This window comes from Leptospira tipperaryensis, assembly GCF_001729245.1.
GTDB lineage: Bacteria > Spirochaetota > Leptospiria > Leptospirales > Leptospiraceae > Leptospira > Leptospira tipperaryensis.
This window is the reverse complement of the sequence record NZ_CP015217.1, coordinates 3,096,302-3,108,438: the sequence shown is the minus strand read 5'-3', so window position 1 is coordinate 3,108,438 and position 12,137 is coordinate 3,096,302. Positions and strand designations below refer to the sequence as shown.

General features: G+C 44.3%; 11 protein-coding genes. 9 read left to right on the top strand and 2 right to left on the bottom strand.

The window, feature by feature from the left end; all coding sequences use genetic code 11:
• Positions 1 to 6 precede the first annotated feature (6 nt).
• From A0128_RS14510 to pssA, 4 genes are all read left to right on the top strand, one after another.
• A complete protein-coding gene (locus A0128_RS14510; RefSeq protein ID WP_069608170.1) occupies positions 7 to 297 on the top strand; it encodes an LA_1448 family UV-C exposure upregulated protein in 291 nt (96 codons plus the stop codon).
• Positions 287 to 1,684, top strand: a complete 1,398-nt coding sequence (locus tag A0128_RS14505) for a S41 family peptidase (protein WP_069608169.1) — start codon at positions 287 to 289, stop codon at positions 1,682 to 1,684. The genes A0128_RS14510 and A0128_RS14505 overlap by 11 nt, the downstream gene beginning before the upstream one ends.
• A gap of 456 nt (positions 1,685 to 2,140) precedes the next feature.
• Positions 2,141 to 3,157: a tRNA (adenosine(37)-N6)-threonylcarbamoyltransferase complex transferase subunit TsaD gene (gene tsaD / locus A0128_RS14495; protein ID WP_069608167.1), complete on the top strand. Its 1,017-nt coding sequence runs from the start codon at positions 2,141 to 2,143 to the stop codon at positions 3,155 to 3,157.
• On the top strand, positions 3,154 to 3,918 hold the full coding sequence (gene pssA, locus A0128_RS14490; protein WP_069608166.1) for a CDP-diacylglycerol--serine O-phosphatidyltransferase: 765 nt from the start codon (positions 3,154 to 3,156) through the stop codon (positions 3,916 to 3,918). Before tsaD ends, pssA begins: the two co-directional genes overlap by 4 nt.
• 473 nt (positions 3,919 to 4,391) lie before the next feature.
• Here the strand turns inward: pssA and A0128_RS14485 are convergent, their stop codons facing one another.
• Together A0128_RS14485 and A0128_RS14480 are read right to left on the bottom strand one after the other, a co-directional pair.
• Entirely contained in the window at positions 4,392 to 5,828 is a 1,437-nt protein-coding gene (locus tag A0128_RS14485) for a hypothetical protein (protein WP_427854351.1), read from the bottom strand.
• A 158-nt stretch (positions 5,829 to 5,986) separates the two neighbouring features.
• Positions 5,987 to 6,967 carry a hypothetical protein gene (locus tag A0128_RS14480; RefSeq protein ID WP_156781850.1) on the bottom strand — a complete coding sequence of 327 codons (981 nt, stop codon included), beginning with the start codon at positions 6,965 to 6,967 and terminating at the stop codon, positions 5,987 to 5,989.
• A 314-nt stretch (positions 6,968 to 7,281) separates the two neighbouring features.
• On the opposite strand from A0128_RS14480, the gene A0128_RS14475 reads away from it, so the two are divergent.
• From A0128_RS14475 to A0128_RS14455, 5 genes are read left to right on the top strand one after another with little or no spacing between them, the layout of a single operon-like run.
• Entirely contained in the window at positions 7,282 to 7,506 is a 225-nt protein-coding gene (locus A0128_RS14475; RefSeq protein ID WP_069608165.1) for an LIC12298 family protein, read from the top strand.
• Positions 7,503 to 8,201, top strand: a complete 699-nt coding sequence (locus tag A0128_RS14470) for a JAB domain-containing protein (RefSeq protein ID WP_069608164.1) — start codon at positions 7,503 to 7,505, stop codon at positions 8,199 to 8,201. The genes A0128_RS14475 and A0128_RS14470 overlap by 4 nt, the downstream gene beginning before the upstream one ends.
• Positions 8,195 to 8,950 (top strand): ABC transporter permease, encoded by a 756-nt coding sequence (locus A0128_RS14465; protein WP_069608163.1) that lies wholly within the window; start codon positions 8,195 to 8,197, stop codon positions 8,948 to 8,950. Before A0128_RS14470 ends, A0128_RS14465 begins: the two co-directional genes overlap by 7 nt.
• Entirely contained in the window at positions 8,947 to 10,146 is a 1,200-nt protein-coding gene (locus A0128_RS14460) for an ABC transporter ATP-binding protein (protein ID WP_069608162.1), read from the top strand. Before A0128_RS14465 ends, A0128_RS14460 begins: the two co-directional genes overlap by 4 nt.
• 54 nt (positions 10,147 to 10,200) lie before the next feature.
• A complete protein-coding gene (locus A0128_RS14455) occupies positions 10,201 to 11,511 on the top strand; it encodes a UDP-glucose dehydrogenase family protein (protein WP_069608161.1) in 1,311 nt (436 codons plus the stop codon).
• Positions 11,512 to 12,137 lie beyond the last annotated feature (626 nt).

Here is a 12,137-nt window from a genome sequence, read left to right as displayed (position 1 = left end):
GACAGAGTGTTTCAAAGAAATTTCTTCCTCTCCGTCCTCCTTTTCCTCACCCTCCAATGCAGTTCCCAGAAGACAACGATCACCGATGGTGATGTAAAACGGGTTTTGGAAAGAGTCAGCATCGCAAGAATCAATGCGAACCTCAAGGCGACTGCGGGCAAATCGGCTCCGAACGATCTGACATTTTTTCTCGAAGCCTGTTCAGTCTATCGACTCGATCCCGATAAAGTACTGGAGCGCTTAAAAGAAAAAAGCCCCGCGCTTCATGAGGCCTTGAACAAAGAATATGAAAAATAAAGAAAGAATGATCTGGATCGGAATCGTTTCCTTTCTCAGCTTCGCACTCATTCTCCCGACAGGATCCGTAAAAGGAATTTCCAAAAATGGAGAATCCTATCTCCAGATCTTCCACGAAGTTTTATCCACCATACAACTCGATTATGTAGAATCCGTAGACGAAGAAAAACTCTACTTAGGAGCCATCCGAGGACTGATCTCATCTTTGGGAGATCCGCATTCCCGCTTCATGGATAAGGACGATTTTTCCCAACTCCAAGAGGAAACGAGAGGGAGTTTTGGCGGACTCGGAATGGAAGTTTCCTTTGCGGACGGGGCGATCGTGGTCATATCTCCGATTGAAGACACTCCGGCGATGAAGGCGGGAGTTCTTCCGCAAGATCGTATCGTAGAGATCGACGGTAAAAAAACAAACGACCTTTCTCTTTCCGATTCCATCAAACTGATGCGAGGCAAGGTAGGAACTTCCGTAAATATAAAATTAGAAAGAAAGAATCAAAAGGAACCGATCAATCTTACTTTAGTGAGAGAGATGATCAAGATTCGTTACGTAAGATCTTCTTATTTAGAAAAAGAAAAACTCGGATATATCAAACTCAATCAGTTCATGGGAAAGGACAGCACACTTTCCGAATTTAAAAAAGAATTGAATTCTCTCAAAGAAAAGGGAGCCGAAGGACTGATCGTGGATTTAAGAATGAATCCGGGCGGACTTCTGGATCTCGCGATTTCACTTTCCGATCTTTTCTTAAAACCGGATATGGATATCGTTTCGGTAAAAGGAAGAGGCGGAGAACTCGTTCGAGTTTTTCGTTCCACGACCGCAAACGATAAGTTTACGAGTATCCCATTGGTAGTTCTTATCAACGAGGGATCGGCGAGCGCTTCCGAAATTTTTGCAGGAGCGATGCAAGATCATGGAAGAGGAAAAATTCTCGGGACAGTATCTTTTGGAAAAGGTTCGGTTCAAAACATCTATCCACTTTCGCATAACACGGGTATTGCGCTCACGATTCAAAAGTATTATACTCCGAGTGGGAAGTCGATTCACGGAAAGGGAATTCAACCGGACGTAATCGTAAAATCGGTGGAACCTACGGAAGACGATCGATTCTACATTCGCAAAATGGCTGAGAAAAAAATGCTCGAAGCCTTTCTTGCAAAGAATCCGAATTATTCCGAAGCCAACTTTCTTCTTTTTGAAAAGTATCTCGCAGAAAAGGGAATCAAACTTTCCACAGACGTCGCCAAATTTTTATACAAAACGAGAAGCACCCAAGACGGACAGAATGGAATTCTGGATTTAGAATTGGATCCTCAGATGAGAAAGGCGATCGAGATTCTTAACGCTCCCAAAGAGGGAGAAAAGAAAACGCCAATCTCTTGATCGGGACACCCTTACCCGGAAGTTAGAAGAGGATGGGTGAGAAACATTCCAAGAGCAAAAAGAATTTTTGTGGGAGTTCCGACAAAGATAGACTCTGCGCCTGCAAAACAATGATTTTATGATAGAGCAAAATCTCCCGAGTTTTCCCTGCGACCTGAATCAGAAAGGGCGTAACGCCGAGTTCTTGAAGCCCACAATCCTTTCCCGTAAATTAGGAAACTATCGGGAATCAACAAGATTCCAATCTGAATTCTTGTCGGAGTTCCGACAGAAGGGAGAGGAAACTTTCTACTTGCAAAGATATGATTTTTCTGATAGAGAAAAGTCCTCCGAGTTTTTCCCACGGGCCCACCTCCACCACCCGATGAGGGTGGGGGCGCGCGACTTTCACGGAGGTCTGTCGTTGTTACGACATTCTTTCGCAAGATTCAATTCTTTTGTGAATCGGGTTCTCCTATGATCGGAATGGGAATCGAAACCAGTTGCGACGAGACCTCGATCGGAATCGTTCGCGACGGGAAAGAATTGCTCAGCCTCCGGATTTTTAGTCAGATCGATATGCACAAACCCTACGGAGGAATTGTGCCCGAGATTGCGTCGCGTGCCCATCTCGAAAAAATCAATTTTCTCTTGGAAGAAGCGATGGAGGAAGCCAAGGTTTCCTTCGAAGAACTTTCCTATGTCGCTGTGACTTCTTCTCCCGGGTTGACAGGATCTTTGATGGTCGGAGCTCAGATGGCCCGATGTATTCACATGGTCTATGGAACTCCGATCTTACCGGTCTGTCACCTTCAGTCTCATTTCGCAGTTCTCCATTTAGAGGGAGTTCCCACAGAATTCCCGGTCCTCGGACTCCTCTTGTCCGGAGGCAACTCCGCAATTTACAATCTGAAAGAATTTGGAAGAATGGAACTTGTCGGAGATACGATGGACGACGCTCTGGGAGAAGCCTTTGACAAGGTCGCAGGACTCTTGGATCTTCCCTATCCCGGCGGCCCTTATATCGAAGCCAAGGCCCTGGAATACAAACCCGCCCCCGACGAAAAACCAGTGCTTCCTCCGCTCTTACGAAATCTTCCCCAGGATCAGGTGTCTTTCTCTTTTAGCGGGTTAAAGACGGCCGTAATGGTCCTTCTGGAAAAACAAAAGAATCTTTCCAAAGAACAGATCTGTTGGAACTTTCAGAATTCAGCTTTCGATCTCGTGGAAAGAAACCTCAAAAGAGCGGTATCAAAAACGGGGATTCGAAGGGTTTTTGCCGGAGGAGGGGTGCTCGCAAACTCCACTCTTCAGAAACGATTGCAGTCTTGGGCGGAAAAGAATTCTGTGGAACTTTTTAGCCCGAAGAAAAAAATTTATTGTACGGACAACGGGGCAATGGTGGCTACACTGGGATACTATTTGTTCCAGAAAGGTTACAAAAGAGATATCGATTTTACCGTCAGTCCCTCTAGACAGGAGATCTTTTCATGAAACTCAAACTCAGCTGGGTACCCAATACAATCACTCTTGGAAATCTCACGATGGGATTCAGCGCGATGCTTATAGCGTCGGAAGCGGGATCCAGAGGTGGAAGCGAGTTACAGGCTTATACACTTGCAGGATTCTTTATATTGCTCGCCGCGCTTTTTGACGGATTGGACGGAATGGTTGCACGCGCATTGAACGCCACCTCGGAATTGGGAGCGGATTTGGACAGCCTCGCCGATCTCACAGCTTTCGGAATCGCTCCGGGATACTTGATGTATCAGATGGTTCTTTCCGAATACAAAATCGACGTCTTCGGAAAAGAGGATCTTTTTCCGATCGGAATGCTCATCGCTGCGATCTTCCCGATCTGCGCCGCTTATCGACTCGCGAGATTCAACGTGGCTCACGATCCCAAATCCTTTACGGGACTTCCTTCTCCCGTCGCCGGAGTTACGGTCGGATTTTTTCCGATTTTTTTAAACGCAAACTCCGCACCTCATTGGCTGACTATCATCGGTTTTGTTTTGATCGCGATCCTCATGGTATCCAATATACGTTATTCGAAACCGCAAGCCGCGATTCGTTCCAAACTCAATCCTACGAGAGTATTTTTGCTCATCGGTGGGGTTACGCTTCTACTTGTTTCGATCGGACTCAACCGTTGGCCTTGGCTCATTTACGGATTGATATTCTTTTATATTTTTTCCGGGATCATGACTTTCCTCATCCACTTGATTCAAGAATTCAGAGTAAAACTCGACTGAAGATCTCCGACTTCCGCTTTCTTCTCGATTTTCGATCTTAGAATTCCGTAAACTACAAAAAGCTTTCCTTCCCAATGGGGAAAGCTCTAAGTTCTTCCCAGAAAAATTTCGAAAAAACGAATCTTAGATCGGGTGAAACGTCCGCAGAGAACGAGGATTTGAGACCGATCCGTTTAAAACGGTTTTTCAAAAAGAATTCGCCTCTCTGAAACATTGTCCTCGAAATACATTCCAATCTTCTAAAGTGTTTTAGGTCTTAAAAAAATGGATCCATGCTACAAAAGGAAGAAGAAAAATTTCGTCTTTTGAATCTCGAACCCCGAAAACGGGGAGTTCCCACAAATTCGGTTTTTCTCGCGGTGGATGAACTTTTGACGAGAAGATATTTTATACGATTCCAATAGGAGTTCCTACTTTTTTGTGAAACTCAGAGTCTCGCTTCTGTCGGAGCTCGACGGCTTTTTTTAAAAACCCTAAAAAGGAAACTGAACTTGTAGGTTGATCCAGATCCCGTCGTTTTTGTTTTCTTTTTTGCGGGAATGACTGACCGTAAAAGCGACGTAAGGCGAAAGAAGCCTCAAACGAAACGAAGAATTCCGATCCGTAAAAATCAGGCTCGTTTCGTCCCTCGCAGTCCTCGCCTCAAAAAGAGAATCCATCCGATTGCCTTCTTTTTGAAATAAAAAAGCGCCTTCCAAGTTCCAAGATTCGTCCACACGAAAGGACCATTTTCCTTCCGCGATTTGATCCCCGTTGGTTCTCCATTCTTGCCCCGCTTCGATTGAAAAATTCTTTTTCTGAAGCGCGTAGTAAAGACCTCTTCCCAAAGTTTCTTGGGACGCGTCCCGAGAATAATTCCGAAGCGAAAAAAGAATTCCACCGAAGTCTCCGAAGTAAAGAGGAGCCTTGGCGCCGAGGATCTGCCATTGTTGAGAGTTTGGATTCTCCATCGTTTCCATGGAAGAAACTTCGGAAAAAGACCGCGAATCCGTTTCCGAAACAAGGGATTGATTCCAGGCGCGGATCCATTCCAAGGAAAAGTAAGAATGGGAAACGATTCCAAAACGTGCAAGCCTCGCTTTTCCATCCAGTTCTCTACGATCGGGGTCGATCGCAAAAAGATCCTGAGTTTTTCCGCGATAACCCGTGATTCTAAATTCCGTATCGAGGCGATCCGAAAAAATCGAAGTATAAAAGGTTCCGTCCCATTGCCGTTTTCTACCAAAGGTTTGGATCCGAGAAACGATCTTCGGACCGGGAAGACGAAAGTTCTTTGATTTAAAATCGAAGGACGTGTAGTGAGTTTCCAATTCAGGAGCATAAGCAAATTCGAATATTCTTTTGGGAGAAACGAGAAAATAACCGCCTCGTTTGCGTGCTTCCGTTTCGGAATAAAAAGAACCGAAGGCCCAGTCCGCAAATTTGAAATTTACAAACGCCGAACGATGAATCGGTTGTTCTATCTCCGGGAGCGCGGTATAAAAATCGTTGTCCCTCAAAAAATAAAAATTCTCCAGAGGTCGAAACCGATGACCAAAGCCCGCTCTCGCAAACCGGTTTTCCCATTTTCCGGAAACAAAGGGTTTTCCGTTTCTGGTTTCCAAAAAGGCCGTCCAACAGGAAGGGAATTCATCGCTCGGACTTTTGAGTTTGATCGGACAATTGGAAGTTTTCAAAAACCAGTTTTCCTTTTCATTTCGAAGATAACGAGAATTGTAGGTTTCCAATGTAGCTCCGATCCTGGATTCTTCCGAGAAAAGAGGAAAGAAAAACGGAAAAACAAAAAGAATCGTCCCTAAAAAAATCCTTGCATAAAGTAGAATCGTAGAATATTCAAAAAAACGAATTCTATTCGTCGATAAACTTCTGTTTGGAAGGAAATGATGGATTTCAGTTTGGAAAGATAAAATCGATTTCGAAACAAATTTTGAAGGCGGAAGCCGGCAACGATCCGAGATCGAAATCAAAAAACGAGCCGAATAAAAGAAATGGATGGAACCGAAACTACGAAGGAAAATCCGAAAATAAAAATTGAATGGAACGACCCGAGAACAAAAAAGAAAAAACATCAACGTTTCTCCTTCTTCTGGTTCGAATTCTTTTTTTTCAAAAGAACAAAGATCCGATTTTTTTCCTTCTCGGAAAGAGAATCTAAGAATTCGAAAAATTCTTCCCTGGAACGAGAACTTTCTCCGGAAATCCGCAAAGAAGAATTTAGGGAGAATCCCGCAGATAAAAGTTCCTGGACCCCAAGAGAGAATTTCGAAAAAGATGGAATTCTTTTTTTGGGTGGAAGTTTTTTAGGAACCAATTCCTTCTTTGGAAATTCTTCCGGGTTTAGAACATTCTGAAATTCAAATATGCTAGAAATGGAATGTTCTTGGTTTTCATTCCCAAAGCTTGAGGTTTGGATATTTTCCCATGAAAATCCGATTCCTAAAAAGAACCGATCTTCGGTGATCGTTTCGTTCCAGGCGCGAGACGCGCCCAAAAAGAGTTTGAGTTCTTTTTCCAAAGGAGAATGGAGTAAAATCGAAACGTTTCTGAAATCCCCTCCGCTTTTTCCGAGAACTTGAATTCCCTGTTTTTCGGAAATTTCCAGGCGCATTCCAAAAACAAAAAGATCGATTTCTCCTCTTTCCCAACCCGCGAGCCAAGAAAGACGAATTTGATTTCCGGGAGAAAGGTAAGAATATTCCAGACCGGAAAAAAACCGATGAAACGCGCGATTTTCGTTTTCCGGAAATCTTTGATTCTCATAGAGAAACGATCCTTTCCAGAGATGTCTTGGATTCTTCTGAAAGATCGGAAGAGCGAGTTTGGCCCCGTACGAAGGAAGCCTTTCTTTTTTTGCCTCGGTAAAAATTCCCAGAACCAAGGAAGAATCGGATTTCGTAAGAAAGAAGAACGGACTCAAATCCTTTGGAGAATCCGAAATCGAACTCGTTTCCGCGTTGGTCGCGAATGACAAAAGCAGAAAAACAAAAGAAATTAGGAACTTAAGGTGCCATTTGCCCTTTCCAAGTGACGTGCTTTGCGTTTTCCCCACATCGAAAACGGTTCTTCGATCCACTTTCAGAGGGCGGGAATTCTAAAAAAAACGCGAGAAGTACGAAAAAAAAATCCAAAGGGAAACGTTTTGTCCGGGGGGAAAGTTAAGATAAAGAACAGAAACGGAGGAAAACCACAGGTTTTATTACTCATCATCGCTCTGGATTCCAAAATCGAAGGATTTTAAAATTTTGAGCGTTTTTAGTTGACATTTACTAATGTTTTGAGTAGTATATATATATCCGTTAAGTGGAATTATTTGTGGTTTTATCGGTTTATGTCGTCTAATTTAATAAGAATGGAGAGAAGACTATGATCATTCGATCTCTGCAAGAATCAGCTAATTACCAGAGAAAACGCGGTGGTCTCGCAGGCGCTGGCCCTAATTGGAGGGAAAGAAGTCGTGCGGGAGAGTCCAATCTGAAATCCTTCGCGGATTATCTGGAAGAGGCTTTCGAAGGGGAAGTAGTTCAACAGGGGACCTGGTTTGCAGATTCTCTGTCTGAACTCAGTAAGAACAACCTGAAGCGGATTTGAAGTCTGGCGGAAAACTCTCGGAAAGGTTGAGCCCTTTCCCGGATCCCAGAGCGCGCATAGCGTATGAAGCCGAGTCCCTACAAGATTGGGAACTTTTGGCGGTACTTCTGGGAAGGGGAAATCGGGCTCAACCGATCGAGGAACTGAGTCGGAACATTCTGCATCACAGCAGAGGTTTGGGCGGGCTCCTCCAAAAGAAAGTTTCGGACCTGATTCAAATACCGGGTATTGGTCACGCGAAGGCTACGACTCTGCTCGCGGCCATTGAATTCGCAAGACGTCTCAAATGGGAAGCTCTCAAGGGGAAACGTTATTCTTCCGAGCAACTCATCAATTTTCTTTCAACCAGTTTGATTCCTAAAAATAGGGAATGTTTTGTTCTCATCACCTTATCTCCGGAAGGTGCGGTTTTACGAGCCGAGATCGTGGCGGTTGGAAGTTTAGAAGAAGTGGGAGTGCAGAGCCGGGATCTTCTGAAGATCATCTTAAACGACGCGGCTTCTTCCGTGATCATCGCGCACAATCATCCGGAATCGAGTTCGAAACCAAGTAAGGACGATCTCTGGATCTATAAAAATTTCAAAAAACTCTTAGAAGCACTCGGATTGGAACTGATAGACCAGTGGATTTTTGGAATTGACGGGATCTATTCCTGTAAGGAAGGTAAGGTTCTTCAGGCTCAAACGAAGTGTTGAAAAATTTACCGATTCTTTGGATTTTAGTGAGGCGAGATTATGCCTTACAATTTGCCGGAAGCGCTCTCGGAATTTCCTGGATGCTCGTCCAAAATCTTAGCATCATCCTCATCTACACAATCGTATTCTTATTTTTACATCTCAAAGGAAACCCGGAATCGGCGGTCGATTTTATAGGCTACGCGTTTAGCGGTCTTCTTTTTTGGGTTCCTCTTCAGGAATATATGATCCGAGGAACCTCCATTCTTACGGAAAATCGTCAGCTGATCAAAAGATCCCCCTTAGGACCCGAAATTTTTCTCTGGATTCCCTTTGTTCAGATGCTCATTCATTTTTTGGTGACAGCGGTTCCGGTTTTGATCGTTCTCATTGTATTCAATAAACTGAATGTAGTTCTGTTTCCGCTCGCGATTTTGGTGATGTTTGCAGTCGGTGGGCTTTTGTCCTTTATTCAGGGATATTTGGCGAGGGCCAACGTGATTCTTAGGGATATCACCCCTCTGATCCGACTGATCTCCCAATTCTTCTTTTGGTCTTTGCCGATTCTCTATCTTTCCTCCGGTTTTTTACATTCGATCAACGTCTGGAATCCTCTCAACTTCCCTCTGGAAATCTTTCGTTTTGTTTTGTTAAACGACTTCGTTCCGGTTTTTCATTGGAAAGAATTTCTTCCGTATTTGATTCTAATCCCTTCGATCGGAATTCTCTGCCGTTCTAAATTTCATTCCGTGATCCTGGACCATCTTTGAGCCTAAAAGTAGAAAGTCTCCACAAGGTTTATAACGGTTTTAGCGGACCTTCCAAAAGAATTCTCAACGTTCTCACGCTCGGTTTTTTTGGAAACGACGTGCGTTATAGCGCTCTCAAGGACATCAGCTTTCAAGTCGAACCCGGAGAAATCGTGGGTTTGATCGGAAGAAACGGAGCCGGAAAATCCACGCTCCTAAAAGTTCTCACGGGAGTTTCTTCCTATGCTTCCGGAAGAATCACAAAATCGGGTTCTCTCAGATCCATTTTAGAATTGGGAGTGGGATTCAATCCCGAACTTTCCGGGGAAGAAAACCTCTATTACAACGGTCTTGTCTGGGGACTCAGTCCGAAAGAGATTACTTCTTCAATGGACGAAATTTTTGAATTCTCAGGTTTAAAAGAATTTAAGAATATTCCAATTAAGCAATATTCTTCCGGAATGGTGATGCGTCTCGGTTTTGCATTGGCTACTTTTTCGAGACCGGATATCCTCATCGTAGACGAGGCCCTTGCCGTCGGAGACGCGAGCTTTCAGCAAAAATGTCTTCATCGTTTTCGTTCGTTTCAAGAACAGGGAACGATGACCTTGATCGTAAGTCACGACCTGGAACTTCTCAAATCCGTTTGTTCGAGAGTTTTGATTTTAGAAAAAGGCAAACTTGTGTTCGACGGAGATCCGGTGGAAGGTTTTCGGGAATATATGCAGATCATCGCGGAATCCGGCTCGGGAGAAGAATCGATTCTTCCCTTGCAAAAAGATTCTCCCTTGGAAAGCCTTTCTCTGAGTTTGAAGTATAAGGGTCAGATCAATCCGAAAATTCTTCCCGTAGGCGCGGAGATCGAGATCGAGGTCGGAGCGAGGTTTCAAAAAGATATTCCGGATTTGACCGTGGGTTTTCATATCGACGACGCGAGAGGAATCCGTGCGTTCGGAACAAATACGTTTCACCTCGGCAATTCTTTGAAAAACATTCTCGCTGGAGAATCCGTTACGGCGAAGTTTCAACTTCCTCTCAACTTTTCGGCCGGGAAATATTCCCTCGGTCTCGCTTTACACGAAGGCGACAATCACGTAGGAAACAGTTATCTCTGGAAAGACGGAATTCTTTCTTTTGAATTGGAGCGTCTGGATCTTCCGAAATTCGAAGGCGCTGCTTGGTTGCCGGTGAAGAGCAGCCTCAAAAAAGACGTTTGATCTCGATTTATTTTTCTTTCTAAGTCCGGAAAGTCCGGAATCCTGGTTCTCAATATGAAAGTTTGTGTGATTGGAAGCGGTTATGTCGGCCTCGTTGCGGGCGCTTGTTTTGCGGAATACGGAAATCAAGTGATTTGCGTCGATAAAGACGAAACGAAGATCTCAAATCTCAAAAAAGGAATCATTCCTATTTATGAACCCGGTCTTTCCGAGTTGGTATTAAACAACGCTAAGGAAAAAAGACTCGAGTTTACCACTTCTCTCAAAGAGGGCGTGGAAAAAACCGACCTCATATTTATCGCCGTGGGAACTCCCACTCTTCCGGACGGTTCTTCCGATCTTTCCGCGGTCTTTGCGGTCGCGAGGGAAATCGGGAAATCGATCAACGGTTACAAGGTCATCGTGGACAAATCCACGGTTCCGGTTGGAACTGCGGCTCAGGTCAAAGCAATCATAGCGAACGAAACGAAAGAAGAATTCGACGTCGTTTCCAATCCCGAATTCTTAAAAGAAGGAGCTGCGATCGACGACTTTATGCGCCCGGAAAGAGTCGTGATCGGTTCCGACACGCAGAGAGCGGGGGACTTGGTCGCACAACTCTACGCTCCTTTCGTATTAAACGGAAATCCGATTTTAAGAATGGGCGTCGTCTCAGCGGAACTTACAAAATACGCGTGTAACGCATTTCTCGCGACAAAGATCTCTTTTTCGAACGAGATCGCCAATCTCTGCGAAGTCGTAGGAGCAAACTACGAAGACGTTCGCAAAGGAATGGGAACCGACTCTAGAATCGGAAGACAATTTCTTTATGCGGGAATCGGTTACGGAGGTTCTTGTTTTCCAAAGGACGTTCGAGCTCTGATCAAAACTTCCGAAGACGAAGGCGCTCCTCTGCAAATCATTCGTAAAGTGGAAGAAGTCAACGAAGCCCAAAAACTCAGACTCTATGAGAAAATCGTAAAGTTCTATGGAGAATCGAATCTTTCCGGCAAAACCTTGGCGGTCTGGGGTCTTTCCTTCAAACCCGGAACCGACGACATGAGAGAGGCCCCCTCCATTCCCCTTCTTTTACAACTCCATGATAAAAACGTTAAGTTACAAGTCTACGATCCCGTTTCCAAGGAAACCTCGGCCGTCTACTTTCAAGGAAAAGTGGAATATTCCTCGGACGCGTATTCGGCTCTCAAGGAAGCGGACGCGCTTCTTCTTCTCACAGAATGGAGAGAATTTAGGGAACCGGATTTCGGTAAGATCAAAACATTATTAAAATCGAATGTGATCTTCGACGGTAGAAATCAATATTCTCCCGAGCTGATGAAAAAAGAGGGTTTTCAATATTTTTCGATCGGTAAGCCGAACGTTTGATTTTCCGATTTCAGTATGACCTTACCTGCATGTGTGAGGAACCTGTGAAGAGAATCTTACTTCAAGAAAGGGCTATTTTAGGAGTTCCTACACGGAAGTTTGTACTTGCAAAAAGTATGTTTTTCTGATATGAGGGATTTGACCGGAATTTTCCCGCCACCCGCCCCTCCACCCAAAATTTGGGCGGGGCGCGCGACTTTTACGGAAGAATTGTCGTAGTTCCGACAGATTTTCTGAAGATCCATACAACTTGTGGGTAAGATTAAGCTTTCGAAGGGGAAGATTTTGGAATTTTCTCCTTCGAGGCGGTTTTCATTTTCGTGGAGAAAATGAAATGGAAAATTAGAATATTCTAATGTATTGATTTTCCCCAAACGATCGGATTCGAACCTTGATCCAGTTGCAGGTTTCTTTTCCTTTGGCGACGGTTTGTCGAAACAAGAAGATGGGAAAGCCGAGAATGACGAGTGATCTGTGAGTGACCGATCCCGGGTTTATAAGTTTGCCTCAAGATCTAAAAAATGCGGGAACTCCTCCGTTTTGAATCGTAGAGCCCATCTCGCAAAAACGAAAAGAGGGTGAAATACTTTTCCCTGGTTCCTGCAAATTTCCTTTTTGATTTTGGA

What these genes read in the sequence shown, in the direction of transcription:
- A0128_RS14505 (WP_069608169.1), top strand. Translation starts at nt 287, where the DNA reads ATGAAAAATAAAGAAAGAATGATCTGGATCGGAATCGTTTCCTTTCTC.
- tsaD (WP_069608167.1), top strand. Translation starts at nt 2,141, where the DNA reads ATGATCGGAATGGGAATCGAAACCAGTTGCGACGAGACCTCGATCGGA.
- pssA (WP_069608166.1), top strand. Translation starts at nt 3,154, where the DNA reads ATGAAACTCAAACTCAGCTGGGTACCCAATACAATCACTCTTGGAAAT.
- A0128_RS14475 (WP_069608165.1), top strand. Translation starts at nt 7,282, where the DNA reads ATGATCATTCGATCTCTGCAAGAATCAGCTAATTACCAGAGAAAACGC.
- A0128_RS14455 (WP_069608161.1), top strand. Translation starts at nt 10,201, where the DNA reads ATGAAAGTTTGTGTGATTGGAAGCGGTTATGTCGGCCTCGTTGCGGGC.